Source organism: Pseudomonas sp. NFX71 (genome assembly GCF_048079215.1).
Taxonomy (GTDB): Bacteria; Pseudomonadota; Gammaproteobacteria; order Pseudomonadales; family Pseudomonadaceae; genus Aquipseudomonas; species Aquipseudomonas fluorescens_B.
In genome coordinates this window covers 6,361,677-6,380,156 of the sequence record NZ_CP182230.1, presented here as the reverse complement: position 1 = coordinate 6,380,156, position 18,480 = coordinate 6,361,677, and the positions used below count along the sequence as shown (strand labels likewise).

The window sequence follows — 18,480 nt, the reverse complement described above, 5'->3', positions numbered from 1 at the left end:
TCGCGAGCAAGCCCGCTCCCACACTGGATTTGCGTTGTTCACAAATCCCCTGTGAGAGCGGGCTTGCTCGCGAATGGTCGCGCCACGGTCTCACGCCTTCAACGGTGCGTCGCAATCCAGATCAGCAACCCCGCCTGAAACACCGCAAACGCCACCAGGCACGTAATGGTGAAACGCAGCCCCGCGTCTTCACGCTTGTACTTGCTGACCTTTTCCTCGTGTTTCTTCAGCTTCACTTCCTGCTCGGCCAGATTCTGCTCGGCCTGCTGGAGCATCTGCGCCGCTTCGAGAATTTCCACCTGCTGCAGCTTCTCGCTGTTCCAGTCGGCCAGCAGGTCGCCTACCTGCACTTCTTTGACGCTGCCCTTCAAATGCTGGGCATCGGCATACGCCACCTCAAAACCATGCGCTTTCAGAAAACGATCGCGGCGCAGGCGCGTGTCTTCGTTCAGCGCATCCTTGTTGTTCAGGTCAGTGCCGTCGACGGTGTAGCCAGGCCAGCGCTTTTTCGCCCAGGTAATGCCCTGGGCCGCCATGTAGCGCCCGATGCCACGGTTCATCGGTTCGATCTGCAAACCGCTGTCCGGCCCGAAATGCACGCGCTTGGTGGTGTGATCGACCCACACGTCGAGGTGATTCTGTTCCTTGCGCACCCGCTGGCCGGGCAGCGAAATGGTCATGCGCAACAGGCTGCGCTGCTTGTCGTTGCGTTCGGCATAGCCGAATTCAACAAAGCGCAATGGCCGCCCGCCGGTATTGCGATCGGTCTGCAACGGCGCCAGGCGGAGCATCTTGTGGTGCTCGACGTGGACGTCCGCCCACGGCAGCTCAACCACTGGCGGTGCGTCTTTTTCAGCGGTGGTGTCGGGTGAAGTCGGGGTATCAGTCATAACGGCGAGATCCTGTCCAAGCTCAGCTTGTCGCCAGTCTTGGCGCTGGCGACAAAGGCTTATCGGCCGTTTTTTTCAGGACTGGAGGGCAAAAGAGCTTAACTGGAGCGAAGTCCGTCAATAAAGCCGAGGATTCGCGTGCCGAGCTCGGCCGCCAGCGGCAATTGCGGATCTTTATAAGAGGCCAATTGCCGTTTGACGTCGTTGGGCACGATGCGCAAGACGTGGTTCATGCCGTCGATCAGTGCCAGTTCGGCGTCGGGTTTCGCCGCCTTGAGCAACCTGGCATCGTCGACACCGACCTGAATGTCGTTGCTGCCCTGGATGATCAGCGCCGGCATTTTCAGTTTGGCAAACGCCGCCGCCGGGTCCTGGCGGAACAGCGAAATCAGGTACGGCTGCACACTCGGGCGGAAAATCACTTGCAACTGCGGCGGCACGTTGTCGTCGGTTTTCCCGGCCTTGAGGCTGTCGAGCAACTCATTGCTGCGCAGCATCAGCGGCGGTGGCAGGCGATTGCTCAACTGTTGGCGCAGCACTTGATCGATGGGGCGAGCACTGCCGGACATGGAAATCACCGCCGCGGCATCGACGCTCGGCGCGGCGAGGCTGGCGATCAACGCGCCTTCGCTGTGGCCCAGCAGGATCAACTGGCCGAATCGCGGATCGGTCTTGAGCTTCCGGCCCCAGGCTTCGGCGTCGGCCACATAGGCTTCCACCGACAGGTTGCGTTCGTCCGGGGTCGCCGCGAGGCTCGCCGCTACGCCGCGCTTGTCGTAACGCACGCTGGCAATGTTGTGTTTGGCCAGCACCCAGGCGAGGCGCTTGAGGCTGTCATTGCGCCCCCCGTCGGGGTTATTGCCGTCACGATCCGTAGGACCGGAGCCGGAAATGATCAGGACAACCGGCACGGGGTTGTCGGATTTCGGCAGCAACAGCGAGCCGAAAAGCTCCCCGGTGCCGGTATCCAGCGTGATTGGCCGTTGCAGGACAGTGGCCTGTACAAAGCCGGTAAACAAGGTAAGGCTCAAGGCTAAAACTCGCAGCATCATCACGCCATCATTTACAAAGGTGCCGGTTGGACTCGCGAGCACCCATAAGGTTCGAGGATGAACTACTTGGGTAGCCTGCGTATACTGGCGCGCATTAAGTATTCAGGTTCATTTCACGGAGCGTCCTGCATGTCCGGCAATACCTACGGCAAGCTGTTCACTGTCACCACCGCTGGCGAAAGCCATGGTCCGGCGTTGGTCGCCATTGTCGACGGCTGCCCGCCGGGTCTGGAGATTTCCCTGGAGGATTTGCAGCGCGACCTCGACCGCCGCAAGCCCGGCACCAGCCGCCACACCACCCAGCGTCAGGAGGCGGACGAAGTCGAAATCCTCTCCGGCGTTTTCGAAGGCCGCACCACCGGTTGCTCGATCGGCCTGTTGATCCGCAACACCGACCAGAAGTCCAAGGACTACTCGGCGATCAAGGATCTGTTCCGTCCGGCCCACGCCGACTACACCTATCACCACAAGTACGGCGAACGCGATTACCGCGGCGGCGGTCGCAGCTCGGCGCGGGAAACCGCCATGCGCGTGGCGGCCGGCGCGGTTGCCAAGAAATACCTGGCCACCCAGGGCATCGTCATTCGTGGCTACATGAGCCAGCTCGGCCCGATCGAAATCCCGTTCAAGACTTGGGACTCGGTGGAAGAGAACGTGTTTTTCTGCCCTGACTCGGACAAAGTGCCGGAGCTGGAAGCCTATATGGACCAGCTGCGCCGCGACCAGGATTCGGTCGGTGCGAAGATCACCGTGGTCGCCGAAGGCGTGATGCCGGGCCTCGGCGAGCCGATCTTCGACCGCCTGGACGCCGAACTGGCCCATGCGCTGATGAGCATCAACGCGGTCAAAGGCGTGGAAATCGGCGCCGGTTTCGCCAGCGTTGCCCAGCGTGGCACCGAACATCGCGATGAAATGACCCCGGAAGGTTTCCTCAGCAACAATGCCGGCGGCATTTTGGGCGGTATCTCGTCCGGTCAGCCGATCGTCGCGCACCTGGCGCTGAAGCCCACCTCGAGCATCACCACGCCGGGCCGTTCCATCGACATTCATGGCAACCCGGTGGACGTCATCACCAAGGGGCGCCACGATCCATGCGTCGGCATCCGCGCAACACCGATTGCCGAAGCGATGATGGCCATCGTGCTGATGGATCACCTGTTGCGTCACCGTGGGCAGAATGCCGATGTGCGCGTGAGCACGCCGGTGCTGGGTCAGCTTTAATGGCTGACCTCACAGTCGCTGCGGTCTGATGACCGTGGCGGCGCTGCCGTACTGGCGGCTCTCCAGTTTCTATCTGTTCTATTTCGCCTTGCTCGGTTCGACAGCGCCGTTTCTGGCGCTGTACTTCGATCACCTGGGTTTTTCCAGCGCACGCATCGGCGAGCTGGTGGCGATCCCGATGCTGATGCGTTGCGTCGCGCCGAACATCTGGGGCTGGCTCGGTGACTACACCGGCCGGCGCCTGGCCATCGTGCGTTTCGGCGCGGTCTGCACGTTGCTGACGTTTTCGCTGATTTTCGTCAGCAAGTCCTACGCCTGGCTGGCGATGGTCATGGCGTTACATGCATTTTTCTGGCACGCCGTGTTGCCGCAGTTCGAAGTCATCACCCTCGCGCATTTGAAGGGCCAGACGCAGCGCTACAGCCAGATTCGGTTGTGGGGCTCCATCGGTTTCATCATCACCGTGGTGGCGCTGGGCCGTTTGTTCGAGTGGCTCAGCCTCGACATTTACCCGGTGGCGCTGGTGCTGATCATGGCGGGGATCGTGGTCAGCAGCCTGTGGGTGCCGAACGCCCAGCCCGTTCAGGGCGAACGGATTGCCGGTGACGGCTTTCTCAAGCAATTGCGCCATCCCGGGGTGTTGGCATTCTACGGTTGCGTGGCGCTGATGCAGATGAGCCACGGCCCGTATTACACCTTTCTGACCTTGCACCTTGAGCGATTGGGTTACAGCCGTGGCCTGATCGGCATGCTCTGGGCGCTCGGCGTAGTCGCCGAAGTCTTGATGTTCCTGGCCATGAGCAAGATCCTTGCGCGCTTCTCGGTGCGCCGCGTATTGCTGGCGAGTTTTCTGCTGGCGGCCCTGCGTTGGCTGTTGCTGGGTTCGTTCGCTGAATTTGTCTGGGTGCTGCTGTTTGCCCAAGTGCTGCACGCCGCCACATTCGGCAGCTTTCACGCCGCTGCCATCCAGTTCGTGCAACGTAGCTTCGGTGCGCGCCAGCAAGGGCAGGGCCAGGCGTTGTATGCCGCGCTGGCCGGCACCGGCGGCGCACTGGGCGCGTTGTACTCCGGCTACAGCTGGAATGCCCTCGGGGCCACGTTCACCTTTAGTATTGCCAGTCTCGCAGCCTTCGCCGCTGCCGTTATCATTGCCACACGTATGCAAGAGGACAGGCCATGAGCCTTACCCGTGAACACCTCGCCCAGGAAATCATCGACGCCGGGCGTTTTCTGTATGGCCGCGGCTGGTCGCCGGCCACCAGCAGCAACTATTCGACCCGGCTGTCGCCCACCGAAGCCTTGCTGACCGTATCCGGCAAGCACAAAGGTCAGTTGGGCCTTGATGATGTGCTGGCCACGGATCTGTCCGGCAACAGCCTGGAGCCGGGCAAGAAACCGTCCGCCGAAACCTTGCTGCACACCCAGCTCTACAACTGGCGCCCGGAAATCGGTGCGGTGCTGCACACCCATTCGGTGAACGCCACGGTGCTGTCGCGCCTGACGCCTGAAGATTTCATCGAGTTCGAAGACTACGAACTGCAAAAAGCCTTCAGCGGCGTATCCACCCACGAATCCCGGGTGCGCGTGCCGATTTTCGACAACGATCAGGATATTGCGCGGCTCGCCGCCGAGGTGCAGCCTTGGCTGGAAGCCCATCCCGATTGCGTCGGCTATCTGATCCGCGGTCATGGCCTCTACACCTGGGGTGCGCGCATGAGCGATGCGCTGCGGCAGATCGAAGCCTTTGAATTTTTGTTCGAGTGCGAGTTGAAGACCCGCTCGGTTTTAAACCGCAAAGCATGAACCGTTAAGGAGTTGCCCTGATGAGCAGCCTGTCCGTCTACCACGTCTCAAGCCCTGACATCCCGAACAAGGTGCTGACCCATTTCGAAGACATCGCCTCGACCCTGGCCGAGCAGGGCGTGCGCTTCGACCGTTGGCAAGCGGCGGCGAAAATCCAGCCCGGCGCCAGCCAGGAAGAGGTGATCGCCGCGTATCAGGAGCAAATCGACAAACTCATGACCGAACGCGGCTACATCACCGTCGATGTGATCAGCCTGAACAGCGACCACCCGCAAAAAGCCGAGTTGCGCGCCAAGTTTCTCGACGAACACCGCCATGGTGAAGACGAAGTAAGATTTTTCGTCGCCGGCCGTGGCTTGTTCACCCTGCACATCGACGATTACGTTTACGCCGTGCTGTGCGAGAAGAACGACCTGATCTCGGTGCCGGCCGGCACGCCGCACTGGTTCGACATGGGCGAGCATCCGCATTTCGTCGCCATTCGTCTGTTCAACAATCCCGAAGGCTGGGTGGCCAATTTCACCGGCGAAGACATCGCCAACCGCTTCCCGCGTCTTGAGGACTGAGTCGATGCCGATCAAAGCGATTCTCACCGACATCGAAGGCACCACCAGCGCGGTGAGTTTTGTGTTCGACGTGCTGTTCCCGTATGCCGCCAGACACCTGCCGGACTTTGTTCGCCAGCACGCCACGCGCGCCGATGTGGCCGAGCAACTGGCCGCCGTTCGCCGGGTCAACAATGAGCCGGACGCGGACGTTGAGCGCGTTATCGAGATCCTCCTGGGCTGGATCGCCGAAGACCGCAAAGCCACGCCGCTCAAGGCGTTGCAGGGCATGGTCTGGGCGCAGGGATATCAGGCCGGGCAGTTGAAAGGCCACGTATACCCGGACGCCGTCGAGGCGCTGAAGCGCTGGCATCAGGAAGGTTTCCAACTGTTTGTTTATTCCTCCGGTTCGATTCAGGCGCAGAAACTGATTTTCGGCTGCTCGGAGGCGGGGGACTTGTCGCCACTGTTCAGCGGTTATTTCGACACGACGTCGGGGCCCAAGCGTGAGGCGCAGTCTTACCAGCGCATTACCCAGGCGATTGGCTTTGACGCGACGCAGATTCTGTTTCTGTCCGATATCGTCGAAGAGCTGGACGCGGCGCGGGCGGCGGGTATGGCGACGTGTGGGCTGGCCCGTGAAGGCGGGGAGTTGGCGGGGCACGTGACCGTGGACAGCTTCGCCAAAATCGATCCCTCCACGTTTTAACTGTCGGAACACCTCCCACAGGGGAATGCTGTAGTTCCAGAAACAACTCAGGCCGTGCAGCGAAAGCTGTCACGGCCTGTTTGTTTACAGCGAGCGCGCGTTTATGCCGAATGATAAGTCGGCAATGCAAACCGCTGCTGGCTCTGCAGCATGGAAATCTGCGGCAGTTCGCTGGCCTGTTCAGCCAGGTCGCGGCGGATGGCGCTGATCACCCACGACAGCTGATCACCGGCATGCAATTGCTGGTAGGAAATGGAACGTTTGAATACTTTGCCTTCGGTGCTGCGCAAGGTCAGCAGAATGCCGCCGTCCGGACGAGGCTGGGTGGTGACTTCGAAGTTGGAGAACAGGGACGAAAATTTTTCTTGGATCAGGTTCATGTCTATCAGCTCCGTAAGCTCTTGAATGGCAAGCATGCAGAGGTAGTTGCAGTGATTGTGCCAGCACCTGAATTTTTAAAAATCGTTATAAATCAAATAGTTAAATTTATGCCCATTTTTTGTTTTCGTGCAATCTGCATGAATGGCCATCGTGCATCCTGCATTTTGCGAGGTTGCCGACGATTCCATTGAACCAATCGAGGCATGGGCGATCACGATGCCGGCGCGGATACAAAACATTTCAAAAACCGCGTGTACAGCTCAAGAACCGTTGACGTATTTTCGGGCTCAATCACCGTCGCCCGACAATAAAAAATCGCACGGGAACCACCATGAGCCGCACGACGAACGACACGATCACCTGGGGCATGATGCTCCGCAAGCTGCCTGCGATCGCCAAAGCCATCCCGCGGGTGGTGAAGGGCATGAAGGCCGCCAACGTCAAGGACCCGACCCAACCGTGTGGCCTGGGCTGGAGCTTCGAGCAGGCAACGCTGCGCAATCCCGAGGGCGCCGCATTGCTGCAGGGCGCCGTGAAACTCAGCTATTCACAAGTCAATCAGTGGGCCAACCGCATTGCCCATCACTTGATCGCCCAAGGCATCAGCAAGGGCGACGTGGTGGCGGTCTTCATCGAGAACCGCCCGGAATTGCTGGTGACGATCCTGGCGGTGGCCAAGGTCGGCGCGATCAGCGCCTTGCTCAACACCTCGCAGACGCGCGATACCCTGGCCCATAGCCTGAACCTGGTGGCGCCTGCGGCGATCATTGTCGGTGAGGAGTTGGTGCCGGCGTTTTGCGCGGTGCGCGAGCGGGTTTCGATCGACGCGGCGCGGACCTGGTTTGTCGCCGACCGAGACACTTACAACCAACCGGGCATTGCGCCCGACGGTTTCATCAACCTGATGTCGGCGACGGCGGACAGCCCCTGCGACAACCCTGCCAGCAGCCAGCAGGTTTTTCTCGATGACCCGTGCTTCTACATCTACACCTCGGGCACCACCGGATTGCCCAAGGCCGGCGTGTTCAAGCATGGCCGCTGGATGCGCAGCTCCGCGAGCTTTGGCTTGATCGCGCTGGACATGCGCCCCGAAGACATCGTCTATTGCACGTTGCCGCTCTATCACGCCACGGGGCTATGCGTGTGCTGGGGCTCGGCCATCAGCGGGGCGTCGGGGTTTGCCATTCGCCGCAAGTTCAGCGCCAGCCAGTTCTGGAGCGATGTGCGCAACTACCGGGCGACCACCCTCGGTTACGTCGGTGAATTGTGCCGCTACCTCGTCGATCAACCACCGAGTGCCGACGACAGCCAGCACAGCGTGACGAAAATGATCGGCAACGGCCTGCGCCCCGGTGCGTGGCGCGAATTCAAGACGCGCTTTGGCGTGAACCACATCTGCGAGTTGTACGCCGCCAGCGACGGCAATATCGGGTTCACCAACATTCTCAACTTCGACAACACCGTCGGTTTTTCCCTGATGTCCTGGGAACTGGCAGCCTACGACCACGACAGCGGCGCGCCGACGCGGGATGCCTCGGGTTTCATGCGCAAGGTGGCCAAGGGCGAGCAGGGGCTGTTGCTGGCGAAGATCGATGAAAAGGCGCCCCTGGACGGCTACACCGATCCACAGAAGACCGAAAAAGTCGTGCTCCACGACGTATTCGAAAAGGGTGACCGTTACTTCAACACCGGCGACCTGCTGCGCAATATCGGGTTTGGTCACGCGCAATTCGTCGATCGCCTCGGTGACACCTACCGCTGGAAAGGCGAAAACGTCTCGACCACCGAGGTCGAGAACATCTTGCTGCAGCACCCGAACATTTCCGAAGCCGTGGCCTATGGCGTGGAAGTGCGCAACACCAACGGGCGCGCCGGGATGGCGGCGATCACGCCGGCCGAATCCCTGGCGACCCTGGATTTCAGCGAACTGCTGGCCTTCGCCCGCGAGCACATGCCGGCGTATGCGGTGCCGTTGTTTCTGCGGGTGAAAGTGAAAATGGAGACCACCGGCACCTTCAAATACCAGAAGACCCGGCTCAAGGACGAAGCCTTCGACCCAGGCAAAACCGGGGATGATCCGATCTACGCCTGGTTGCCGGGGACCGAGACTTATGTGCAGGTCACTGAACAATTGCTGGCGGACATTCACGGTGGCAAGTACCGCTATTGAATGTGGCTATGGCGCGACTTGAGAAAAAAGAAGTGACAGTGTCGGGGCCGCTCGGGAAACTGTCGGCTTTGCGAATAACTGTAAGTGGAGTCTCCAATGTCCGATCAAAGCCGCCAGATGACCCCCGAAGAAGCTGCCGAGTTTGCCGAACAGGTCTTCAACAAGGCGCGCGAGGGCGATGCGGCCATGATGGCTGCGCTGCTGACCAAAGGCCTGCCGCCGAACCTGCGCAACCACAAGGGCGACACCTTGCTGATGCTGGCCGCCTACCACGGCCATGTGGAAACCGTGAAGGTCCTGCTCGAGCACAAGGCTGACCCGGAGATCCGCAACGACAACGGCCAGAGCCCGATTGCCGGGGCGGCGTTCAAGGGTGACCTGGCCGTGGTCAAGGCGCTGGTCGAAGGTGGCGCGCAAGTGGAAGGCTCGTCGTTTGACGGTCGCACGGCGTTGATGATGGCGGCGATGTTCAACCGCGTGGAAATCGTTGATTACCTGATCAGCAAAGGCGCCGATCCGAAAGCCAAGGATGCCAATGGCGTGTCCGCGCTGGATGCCGCTAAAACGCTGGGCGCGGTGGATACCACGGCGCAGCTTGAGAAATTGCTCGGCTGATTGGCGAAAACCTGTGGCGAGGGAGCTTGCTCCCGCTTGAGTGCGCAGCATTCACAAAAATCTGCATGAACTTAAGGTTTTTGGGGCTGCTACGCAGCCCGGCGCGAGCAAGCTCGCTCGCCACAGGGTTTGTTACACATTCAAAGTCTCTTTGAGTCAGTACACCCAAACCTCAACCCGCCGATTCTTGATCCGCCCTTCATCCGCACTGTTGGCCGCCACTGGCATCTCGGCGCCAAAGCCGCGAATCTCGCGAAACACCACGCCGCTTTTCACCAGTTCCCGCCGCACCGCCATGGCCCGCAGTTTCGACAGCAGGTCGGCCCGCGCCGGATCGCTTTTGGCATCGCCAAACCCCACCAGTGTCACCTGCCGGTTGGTCTTCTGGTTCTGCCGGATGTAATCGAGCACCCGCGTCAGGTCCTGCCGGGCCTTGTTATCCAGCGTCGCGCTGCCTTCCTCAAAGCGGAAATTCACCGTCAGGCGCTGGGCGTGGCGGCTGAGTGCCTGATAACCCTCGGGCATCAGCGCATTCGGCGTGACGGCCATGGCCTGGACGGTCTGGGCAATAAACCCGTTGGCCGCGACGATGGCCTGGCCTTTGCTGCTTTGGGTGAACGCCACCAAGGCTTCGGCCCAGGGATTTTTGCTATTGGGCGGCAGGTAAAAGAACAGCCGGCGTGACAGCGGATAGTCTTCGGTGGCAATCAGGCTGTTGAGCGGCATCATGGCCTGGGATTGGCCATCGACAATTGCTACGGCTTTGGCTTGACGCACGTACGGCAGGCCGATGAAGCCAATGCCTTGCGGGTCGAGGCTGACCGCGTCGGACAATTGCTCGCTGGATTCGTAACGTTTCGCTGCGCTGTTCAGCGTTTTCCCACGACGGCTGAGCACCACTTCCTTGAAGGTGTCGTAAGTACCCGATTGGTCATCCCGCGCGTACAGGTGAATCGGCCCGCCAATGCCTCCGAGTTCTTCCCAAGTGCGGGCTTCGCCGCTGAAGATGCGCGCCAGTTGCTCGGTGTTGAGTTGATTCAGCGGGTTTTGCGGATGAAGGATGATTGCCAGGCCGTCGATGGCGATGACCTGCTCGGCGCCGGGACTTTTCAGATCACCGAGGGATTGCAGGGCCAGCAGTTCGCTGTCCTTGATCGGGCGCGAAGAGGCGGCCAGGTCCGCAGTGGCATTTTTCAGGGCGGTGAAGCCGGTGGTTGAGCCGTGGGCCGCGACTTCCACCTCGACCCGGCGGCCCTGCGCGGTTTCGCCGACGACACGCAGCTCGTTGGCGGTGTCCGGGGCTTCGCTGTGGACTTTGAGCAAGCCTTGCTCGCGCATCAAACCCTCGACCAGCGCCGGGCCCAATGCCGCGCCAATGGTGTTGGAACCCTGGATGCGCAAAACCGGGCCCTGTTTGGGCGTCGGCAAGTCACCGGCCGACGCGGTGACTGGCAGCCCGGCGCACAGCATTGACAGGAATAGAACGCGCAGCGTCATGCCGGTACCTTTAAAGAACAAAGAAAGTGCCGGGAGATTAAGTCAGTAAGGTTTCCGAAAGATGACAGTTACTAAGTAAGGGAGCGAGCCTTTGTGGCGAGGGAGCTTGCTCCCGCTGGGTTGCGAAGCGACCCTGAAAAATGGGCCTGCTGCGCAGTCCAGCGGGAGCAAGCTCCCTCGCCACAAAGGGCGCGCTCCCATAGTAGTTTGTCGCTAATGCTCGGCGGATCAGCTCAACTCAAGCCAGATCGGCGCATGATCCGAAGGCTTTTCCATGCCGCGCAGTTCGTAATCCACGCCGGCATCCTTCACCCGCGGCAACAACCCGTGGGACGCCATGATCACGTCAATCCGCAGCCCGCGCTTGGGTTCATCTTCAAAGCCGCGGCTGCGGTAGTCGAACCAGCTGAAACGGTCGGACACGTCCGGGTTCAGGTGACGGAAGCTGTCCACCAGGCCCCAGTTCTTCAGTCGGGCCATCCACTCGCGCTCTTCCGGCAGGAAGCTGCATTTACCGGTTTTCAGCCAGCGTTTCATGTTGTCCGGGCCGATGCCGATGTCGCAATCTTCCGGGGAAATGTTCACATCGCCCATCACCACCAGCGGCTGTTCGTTGTGGAACTGGCTTTCCAGCAAGTGCTGCAGATCGTTGTAGAAACGCTCCTTGGCCGGGAATTTGGTCGGATGGTCGCGGCTTTCGCCCTGTGGGAAATAGCCGTTCATGATGGTCACCGGCACGCCATTGGCATCGGCGAAAGTGCCCCAGATAAAGCGGCGCTGAGCGTCTTCTTCATCGGTGACGAAACCTTTGTGCAGCGCCAGCGGTTCCTGGCGCGAGAGCAGGGCGACGCCGTAGTGACCCTTTTGCCCATGGAAATACACGTGATAGCCCAGCGCCTGAACCTCGGCCAGCGGGAACTGGTCGTCATGGACTTTGGTTTCCTGCAGGCCGATCACGTCGGGTTGATGCTTTTCGATCAGCGCCGCCAGCTGATGGGGGCGAGCGCGCAGCCCGTTGATGTTGAAGGAGACGATCTTCATGGTCGGCAGTCCTGGCAAAAGGGCGATGCTAGCTGACCTGTGGGATTGGGGCTAGGGTGGGGTGGGGCGAATTACTGTGTTCTGTCAGATCTTTATTGGCAGTACTGGCCTCTTCGCGAGCAAGTCGAATCGTCGCAGCGCTGCTCTCACATTGATCGGTGTCACCTCCCGATTATCGAGACTGGTCTATACCTTGTGGGAGCGAGCCTGCTCGCGATGACGACTTATGCACCCGCACTGATTCCAGATCAGCAAGGAACTGTATGGGCGCAGACAAACTCGTACCAATAAGAGCGCAGCCACCCGAGCTGTGCCGGGGAGATCTACCGCTATGCCCGAAACCTCGACCGCCATCGCCGATATCCACATGCTCGACAGCGGCTACTCCCGCGAAGCCCGCTCCCTGCTCTATCAGGCCTACCGCCACGAACCGACCTACGGCTACCTCTTCGAAGCCGAGCGCCCCGGTTATGAACAGCGGGTCCGCGCCACCGTGCGCGAACTGGTCAAACAGCACTTTCTTCAGGATTTGCCGGCCATCGGCCTGCTGGTCAACGATCGCTTGATCGGCATTGCCCTGATCGCGCCGCCGCAACGTCGCCTGGGCATTACCGAAAGCTGGGCGTGGCGCCTGCGGATGGTGCTCAGCACCGGGTTTCGCTGCACGCGCCGCTACCTCGAGTACCACGATGCAGTGATGGCGTGCGTGCCGTCCGACTCGGTGCACTTGCTGCCGTTGCTGGGGATTCATCCGCAATTCCAGGGCAAGCACTTCGGCGAGCAGCTGTTGCAGGCGGTGCACAACTGGTGCGCGGTCGATGAACACTCCGAAGGTGTGGTGCTCGATACCGGGAATCCGCGTTATCTGGAGTTCTACAAGCGTCAGGGTTATGAAGAAATCGGCGAGGTCGCCGTAGGACCGGTCCGCGAACATGTGTTTTTCCATGCCAATCCGCAAGTGTTGCAAACCGCTTCGGCATAAACGGTAGAACTTTCGCGGGACACGAGGCTCTATCACGCTCCCAAGCTCGTGATAGCATCCGCGCCTATGAAGTTTCCAGGAAGAATTACCAGTGGCGTGCTGATGCTGATCACCAGCTGCGCGGCGCTGGCGCAAAGTGAATTGGATGTGCGGATCAAACCGTCCAACGACGAACTGAAGGCCAATATAGAAGGCTATATCGGCAGCCTCGGCGATCGTGACGAAGAAGCCTTGTTGCGCTTCAGTCGTGGCGCCGAAGAGCAGGCGCGCAAGGCTGCCCAGGCCCTGGGTTATTACCAGCCGCAAATCGACACGGACGTGAAGGGCGGCAACACGCCGCGCCTGGTCATGAATGTCGATCCGGGCGAGCCGGTGCATTTGCGCAATGTCACTATTCGCATCGACGGCCCTGCCGCTTCCCTCAAATCCTTTCGTGTACCGAAAAGCGACGCGCTGAAAACCGGTGCGGTGCTCAATCATGGCCGCTACGAAGACGCCAAGCGGCTGATCCAGAACCAGGCTTCGCGTTTCGGTTTTTTCAGTGGCTACTTCACTCGGCAGAAGCTGTCGGTCGACCCGCGAGCGGGCGTTGCCGACATCGAACTGATCTACGAAAGCGGCCCACGTTATGCCCTCGGCAAAGTCAGTTTCGAGGGGGATACGCCGTTCGACGAAGAACTGCTGCAACGCATGGTGCCGTTCAAGGCGGGAGCGCCGTATGACTCCGAACTGATCGCCGAACTGAACCAGAATCTGCAATCGAGCGGCTATTTCGAAGGCGTGCGCGTCGATGCCGCGCCCACGGCGTCCAGGAACGACGTGATCCCGGTGGACGTCAAACTCGAAACCCGCAAGCCACGAACAATGGGCCTCGGCCTGGGTTTTTCCACCGACGTCGGCCCACGGGTCAAGGCCAACTGGACCCGACACTGGGTCAACCCGCAAGGGCACAGCTATGGCTGGGAAACCGAAGTCTCGGCGCCACGCCAAAACGTCGGGCTGTTCTACGACATTCCACTCGACCCGCCGCTGACCGACAAACTGCGCTTCGCCGGTGGTTATCAAAGTGAAGAAATTGCCGACAAGGACAGCCTGAGCAAGTTGCTGACCCTCGGTCCCGAGTGGCACAGCAAGTTGCCCAGCGGCTGGCAGCGGGTGGTGTCGCTGAAATGGCAGCGCGAAGAGTATCGGCTCGGCGACGATTCGGGGCTGAGCACCTTGCTGATGCCCGGCGTCAGCTATTCGTACCTGAAAAGCGACAACCGCATCGATCCGCACAACGGCTATCGCCTGCAATTTGAAACCAAAGTGGCCAAGGAAGGATTGGCTTCAGACACCAACCTGCTGTACGGCACGGCGCTGGTGAAAGGCTTGACCACGGTGTTCGATAAACACCGTTTTCTCGGTCGGGTGCAGGTGGGCGGCAGTGCCACCAACGGCTACAAATCGGTGCCGCCGTCGCTACGCTTCTTTGCCGGTGGCGATCAGAGCGTGCGCGGGTACGACTACCAGAGCCTGTCCCCGGAAAACTCCGACGGCGACCGCATCGGTGGCCGCTACATGATTGCCGGCAGCGTCGAGTATCAATATTCCATCGCCGAAAAATGGCGGGTTGCGACCTTTATTGATCAGGGCAACTCCTTCAACAAACTCGAACTGCCCGACCTCAAGACCGGCGTCGGTATCGGCGTGCGCTGGGTATCACCGGTGGGGCCGATTCGCCTCGACCTGGCCCACGCGATGGACGACGACGGCGGTATTCGACTGCACTTTTCCATGGGGCCTGAGCTGTGAAGCGTGGTTTGAAAGTAACGCTGCTGGCGATTCTGGCACTGCTGATGCTGGTACTGCTGACCGTGACCACCGTGCTGGGCACGGCGACCGGCAGCCGCTGGGCACTCGGGTTTGTGCCGGGTCTGACCGTCGAGAATTTCCAGGGTCGACTGGGCGGGCAGTGGAGCGCCGACCATCTGGTCTGGCAGCAGGACACCAGTCGGGTTGAGCTGGATAAAGTGATTTTCGCCTGGTCGCCGTTGTGCCTGACGCGCATGACCCTGTGCATCGAGCAACTGAAGGCTGATCAGGTCAGCCTGCAATTCCCGCCGGGCCCCGACGAAGAAAACAGCGGACCGATCACGCTGCCGGACCTGAAATTGCCATTGGCCATTCAACTGGGCGATGTGCAGATCGGCAGCCTGCTGTTCAATGGCAGCGAAGAACTCAAAGGCCTGCAACTGGCGGCGCACTGGACCGAACAGGGGTTGCAGATCGACTCCGTGCAACTGCAACGAGACGAGTTGAGCCTGAACCTGTCCGGCCTGCTGCAGCCCACCGGCAACTGGCCAATCAAGGCCGAAGGCAAACTGACCCTGCCAGCCCCTGAACCCTGGGCGCTGGCCCTGAAGGTTGACGGCGACCTGCTGAAAACCCTGAACCTGAAAGCCGAGAGCAGCGGTTACCTGAACGGCCAACTGACCGGCGAGTTGCAGCCGCTGGTGGACAATCTGCCGGCTACGGTGCGGATCACCGCCGACGGCTTTAAACCCAGCGCTGATCTGCCGGACACGCTGCAACTCAATCAAGTGGAGCTCACCGGCGACGGTGACCTGAAAAACGGCTACCAGTTGCGCGGCAACGCCTCGCTGCCCGCCGAGCAGGGCCCGGTCGCGTTGTCGCTGCAAGGCAAGGTCGACGCCAACGGCGCGCAGATCGCCGCGCTGGACCTGACCGCCAACGACAAGCAAAGCCTCAAGCTCACTGGCGTTGTGGACTGGAGCAAAGGCCTGAACGCCACAGCGAAAATCGACTGGCTGGATTTCCCCTGGCACCGGCTTTATCCGCTGATCGATGAGCCGGAAGTGGCCCTGCGCAGCTTCAACGGTGAGGTCTCTTACACCGACGGCAACTACCTCGGCAACTTCAAAGCGGCGCTGGATGGCCCGGCCGGAGCGTTCAGCCTGAGCAGCCCGTTCGCCGGTGACCTGACGAAAATCTACCTGCAACAAATCCAGCTCGAAGCCGGGCAGGGCAAGGCCGAAGGGCACCTGAACCTGCAATTTGCCGATGGCATTGCCTGGGACACCGCGCTCGACCTCTCGGCGATCAACCCGGCGTATTGGGTTGCGGAGTTGCCGGGCACCCTGGCCGGACCGTTGCGCAGCAAAGGCGAGATGAAGAATGAAAAGCTCAGCCTGAATGCAGACCTCGATCTGAAGGGCAAACTGCGTGGCCAACCGGCCGTTCTGCAAGCGAAGGCCGATGGCGCCGGTGAGCTATGGAACCTCAGCGCGCTGAAAATCCGTCTGGGTGATAACAGCATCACCGGCAAGGGCAGCCTGCAACAGAAGCTCGCCGGACAGATCGACATCAAGCTGTCGCGCCTGGCCCAGCTCTGGCCGCAATTGCGTGGTCAGCTCAATGGCCGCGTCGATGTCGCCGGCACGCTCAAGGCGCCGCAAGGCAAGCTCGGGCTGCAAGGCACGCAGCTGGCGTTCCAGGACAATCGCCTGCAAAGCCTGAACCTTGACGCCACCCTCGACAGCGCGCAACGGGCGAAAATCGACCTCAAGGGCAGCGGCATCCAGGCGGGCGACACCTCGCTGGGCACGCTGACCGCCAGCGGTCAGGGCGATATCAAGAATCAGAAACTGGCGCTCGATCTGCAAGGCCCGCAGCTGAAGTTGGCCCTTGGCTTCGACGGCAATCTGGACAAAGGCAACTGGCGCGGACGTCTGGCCAGTGGCGATATACAGGCCGGCGGTCAGGACTGGAAACTGCAAGGTCCGGCGAAACTTGAACGGCTGGCGGACGGCAAAATCAACTTCGGTGCCCATTGCTGGATGTCCGGGCCGGCCAGTCTGTGCGGTGAAGATCAGCGCCTGATGCCTGAGCCGAAGCTGCGATATCACCTCAAGCAATTCCCGATCGACAGCCTGGCGCAGTGGTTGCCGAAGGATTTCGCCTGGAAGGGCCGGCTCAACGCCGACCTGCAACTGGACCTGCCCGCCAGCGGCCCGGACGGCCAGATCAGCCTCGACGCCAGCGGTGGCACCTTGCGCATCAAGGACAAGGATCAGTGGCTGGATTTCCCGTACCAGACCCTGAGACTCACCAGCAAACTCACGCCCAAACGCATCGACACCGACCTCAACTTCGTCGGCGGCAAGCTTGGCGAATTGAGTGTGCAGGCGCAGATCAATCCGCTGCCGAAGAACAAGCCGCTGAGTGGCTCTTTCCGTCTCAATGGCCTCGATTTGTCCGTGGCGCGACCGTTTGTGCCGATGGTCGAGAAACTGACCGGACGGCTGAATGGCAGCGGCACGATCGCAGGCACGCTGATGGCGCCTCTGGTAAACGGCAATCTGTTACTGAGCGACGGTGAAGTCTCCGGGCCTGAGTTGCCGATGGACCTTGAAGCCTTGCAGCTTCAAGCGCTGATCGCCGGTGAATCGGTGCAATTGAACGGCGGCTGGAAAAGCGGCAAGAGCGGGCAGGGCAGCTTGACCGGCAGTATCGCCTGGGGTCAGGCGCTGGTGGTCGATCTGGCGCTCAAAGGCTCGCAGTTGCCGGTCACGGTCGAACCGTACGCCAAGCTCGAAGTCGCACCGGACCTGAAGATCTCGATGAAGGGCGACGAGCTGGCCATTGCCGGCAAAGTGTTGGTGCCGCGGGGTGAAATCACCGTGCGCGAGCTACCGCCATCGACGGTCAAGGTCTCCGATGACACGGTGATCATCGGTCAGCAAACCGAAGAGGGCACACCGCCACTGGCGATGAAAATGGACATCGATGTGGCGGTCGGCGAGGACAAACTGAGCTTCGCCGGATTTGGCCTCACCGCCAACCTGCAAGGGCACGTGCACATCGGCGACAACATGGACACCCGCGGCGAGCTGTGGCTCAACGACGGACGTTATCGCGCCTATGGCCAGCGGCTGACGGTGCGTCGGGCGCGCTTGCTGTTTGCCGGCCCGATCGATCAGCCGTATCTGGACATCGAGGCGATTCGCCAGACCGACGACGTCATCGCCGGCATTCGCCTCAGCGGCAGCGCCGAGCAGCCGACCACGCAGATTTTCTCCGAACCGGCGATGAGTCAGGAACAGGCCTTGTCGTATCTGGTGCTGGGGCGTCCGCTGAGTACGACCGGTGAAGACAACAACATGCTGGCGCAGGCCGCACTCGGCCTGGGTTTGATGGGCAGTTCCGGGGTCACCGGCAAACTGGCCAGCGACCTGGGAATTCAGGATTTCCAGCTCGATACCGAAGGCAGCGGCAATACGACGAGCGTGGTGGCCAGCGGCAATATTTCCGAGAAATTCAGCCTGCGTTATGGCGTTGGTGTGTTCGAACCGGCCAACACCATTGCCTTGCGTTACAAGCTGAGCAAGAAGGTTTACCTCGAAGCGGCGGGTGGCGTGGCCAGTTCGCTGGATATCTTCTACAAGCGGGATTTCTAGACCCCTCAAAATCAAGAGATCGCAGCCTTCGGCAACTCCTACAGGGTTTTGTGTACACCTGTAGGCGCTGTCGAAGGCTGCGATCTTTTTGTTTTTCCAATCCGCCATTTATCCG

Annotated in this window: 14 protein-coding genes and 1 pseudogene; 10 read left to right on the top strand and 5 right to left on the bottom strand. The window is 60.6% G+C overall.

Features of this window, described 5'->3' with window-relative positions; genetic code table 11:
• Positions 1–98 precede the first annotated feature (98 nt).
• Together ACM1ZW_RS29680 and ACM1ZW_RS29675 are read right to left on the bottom strand one after the other, a co-directional pair.
• Entirely contained in the window at positions 99–890 is a 792-nt protein-coding gene (locus tag ACM1ZW_RS29680; RefSeq protein WP_414884292.1) for a hypothetical protein, read from the bottom strand.
• Positions 891–988: 98 nt separating this feature from the next.
• Positions 989–1,988, bottom strand: a pseudogene (locus tag ACM1ZW_RS29675) (alpha/beta hydrolase).
• An 83-nt stretch (positions 1,989–2,071) separates the two neighbouring features.
• On the opposite strand from ACM1ZW_RS29675, the gene aroC reads away from it, so the two are divergent.
• Genes aroC through mtnC form a run of 5 tightly spaced genes read left to right on the top strand, consistent with a single transcriptional unit; the run spans position 2,072 to position 6,220 of the window.
• A complete protein-coding gene (gene aroC, locus ACM1ZW_RS29670) occupies positions 2,072–3,163 on the top strand; it encodes a chorismate synthase (RefSeq protein WP_416739904.1) in 1,092 nt (363 codons plus the stop codon).
• A 28-nt stretch (positions 3,164–3,191) separates the two neighbouring features.
• On the top strand, positions 3,192–4,343 hold the full coding sequence (locus ACM1ZW_RS29665) for an MFS transporter (RefSeq protein ID WP_017339638.1): 1,152 nt from the start codon (positions 3,192–3,194) through the stop codon (positions 4,341–4,343).
• Complete coding sequence (locus ACM1ZW_RS29660) at positions 4,340–4,966, top strand: methylthioribulose 1-phosphate dehydratase (RefSeq protein ID WP_017339637.1); 627 nt, start codon at positions 4,340–4,342, stop codon at positions 4,964–4,966. Before ACM1ZW_RS29665 ends, ACM1ZW_RS29660 begins: the two co-directional genes overlap by 4 nt.
• Before the next feature lie 20 nt (positions 4,967–4,986).
• Positions 4,987–5,532 (top strand): 1,2-dihydroxy-3-keto-5-methylthiopentene dioxygenase, encoded by a 546-nt coding sequence (locus ACM1ZW_RS29655; protein WP_017339636.1) that lies wholly within the window; start codon positions 4,987–4,989, stop codon positions 5,530–5,532.
• A gap of 4 nt (positions 5,533–5,536) precedes the next feature.
• A complete protein-coding gene (gene mtnC / locus ACM1ZW_RS29650) occupies positions 5,537–6,220 on the top strand; it encodes an acireductone synthase (RefSeq protein WP_416739903.1) in 684 nt (227 codons plus the stop codon).
• 101 nt (positions 6,221–6,321) lie between these two features.
• On the opposite strand, the gene ACM1ZW_RS29645 is transcribed toward mtnC, so the two are convergent.
• Entirely contained in the window at positions 6,322–6,600 is a 279-nt protein-coding gene (locus ACM1ZW_RS29645) for a DUF3509 domain-containing protein (RefSeq protein WP_017339634.1), read from the bottom strand.
• A 332-nt stretch (positions 6,601–6,932) separates the two neighbouring features.
• Here ACM1ZW_RS29645 and ACM1ZW_RS29640 point away from each other — a divergent pair, with 332 nt between their 5' ends.
• Together ACM1ZW_RS29640 and ACM1ZW_RS29635 are read left to right on the top strand one after the other, a co-directional pair.
• Entirely contained in the window at positions 6,933–8,771 is a 1,839-nt protein-coding gene (locus ACM1ZW_RS29640) for a long-chain-acyl-CoA synthetase (RefSeq protein ID WP_416739902.1), read from the top strand.
• A 96-nt stretch (positions 8,772–8,867) separates the two neighbouring features.
• Positions 8,868–9,386, top strand: coding sequence for an ankyrin repeat domain-containing protein (locus ACM1ZW_RS29635; protein ID WP_017339632.1), 519 nt, complete (start codon positions 8,868–8,870; stop codon positions 9,384–9,386).
• 156 nt (positions 9,387–9,542) lie between these two features.
• On the opposite strand, the gene ACM1ZW_RS29630 is transcribed toward ACM1ZW_RS29635, so the two are convergent.
• A complete protein-coding gene (locus ACM1ZW_RS29630) occupies positions 9,543–10,883 on the bottom strand; it encodes a substrate-binding domain-containing protein (RefSeq protein ID WP_017339631.1) in 1,341 nt (446 codons plus the stop codon).
• 228 nt (positions 10,884–11,111) lie between these two features.
• Positions 11,112–11,924 carry an exodeoxyribonuclease III gene (gene xthA / locus ACM1ZW_RS29625; RefSeq protein WP_017339630.1) on the bottom strand — a complete coding sequence of 271 codons (813 nt, stop codon included), beginning with the start codon at positions 11,922–11,924 and terminating at the stop codon, positions 11,112–11,114.
• A gap of 331 nt (positions 11,925–12,255) precedes the next feature.
• Between xthA and ACM1ZW_RS29620 the strand changes: the two genes are divergently transcribed.
• The 3 genes from ACM1ZW_RS29620 to ACM1ZW_RS29610 all read left to right on the top strand — a co-directional run bounded on the left by ACM1ZW_RS29620 (position 12,256) and on the right by ACM1ZW_RS29610 (position 18,365).
• Positions 12,256–12,906, top strand: a complete 651-nt coding sequence (locus ACM1ZW_RS29620; protein ID WP_017339629.1) for a GNAT family N-acetyltransferase — start codon at positions 12,256–12,258, stop codon at positions 12,904–12,906.
• A gap of 66 nt (positions 12,907–12,972) precedes the next feature.
• Positions 12,973–14,700, top strand: coding sequence for an autotransporter assembly complex protein TamA (locus ACM1ZW_RS29615; RefSeq protein ID WP_414880079.1), 1,728 nt, complete (start codon positions 12,973–12,975; stop codon positions 14,698–14,700).
• Positions 14,697–18,365: a translocation/assembly module TamB domain-containing protein gene (locus ACM1ZW_RS29610; RefSeq protein ID WP_416739901.1), complete on the top strand. Its 3,669-nt coding sequence runs from the start codon at positions 14,697–14,699 to the stop codon at positions 18,363–18,365. Before ACM1ZW_RS29615 ends, ACM1ZW_RS29610 begins: the two co-directional genes overlap by 4 nt.
• Positions 18,366–18,480 lie beyond the last annotated feature (115 nt).

Excerpts from the sequence above, each read along its gene's own strand:
- aroC (WP_416739904.1), top strand. The coding sequence starts at position 2,072 with ATGTCCGGCAATACCTACGGCAAGCTGTTCACTGTCACCACCGCTGGC.
- ACM1ZW_RS29615 (WP_414880079.1), top strand. The coding sequence starts at position 12,973 with ATGAAGTTTCCAGGAAGAATTACCAGTGGCGTGCTGATGCTGATCACC.
- ACM1ZW_RS29660 (WP_017339637.1), top strand. The coding sequence starts at position 4,340 with ATGAGCCTTACCCGTGAACACCTCGCCCAGGAAATCATCGACGCCGGG.
- ACM1ZW_RS29620 (WP_017339629.1), top strand. The coding sequence starts at position 12,256 with ATGCCCGAAACCTCGACCGCCATCGCCGATATCCACATGCTCGACAGC.
- ACM1ZW_RS29635 (WP_017339632.1), top strand. The coding sequence starts at position 8,868 with ATGTCCGATCAAAGCCGCCAGATGACCCCCGAAGAAGCTGCCGAGTTT.
- ACM1ZW_RS29680 (WP_414884292.1), bottom strand. The coding sequence starts at position 890 with ATGACTGATACCCCGACTTCACCCGACACCACCGCTGAAAAAGACGCA.
- ACM1ZW_RS29640 (WP_416739902.1), top strand. The coding sequence starts at position 6,933 with ATGAGCCGCACGACGAACGACACGATCACCTGGGGCATGATGCTCCGC.
- xthA (WP_017339630.1), bottom strand. The coding sequence starts at position 11,924 with ATGAAGATCGTCTCCTTCAACATCAACGGGCTGCGCGCTCGCCCCCAT.
- ACM1ZW_RS29630 (WP_017339631.1), bottom strand. The coding sequence starts at position 10,883 with ATGACGCTGCGCGTTCTATTCCTGTCAATGCTGTGCGCCGGGCTGCCA.
- mtnC (WP_416739903.1), top strand. The coding sequence starts at position 5,537 with ATGCCGATCAAAGCGATTCTCACCGACATCGAAGGCACCACCAGCGCG.
- ACM1ZW_RS29655 (WP_017339636.1), top strand. The coding sequence starts at position 4,987 with ATGAGCAGCCTGTCCGTCTACCACGTCTCAAGCCCTGACATCCCGAAC.
- ACM1ZW_RS29645 (WP_017339634.1), bottom strand. The coding sequence starts at position 6,600 with ATGAACCTGATCCAAGAAAAATTTTCGTCCCTGTTCTCCAACTTCGAA.
- ACM1ZW_RS29665 (WP_017339638.1), top strand. The coding sequence starts at position 3,192 with ATGACCGTGGCGGCGCTGCCGTACTGGCGGCTCTCCAGTTTCTATCTG.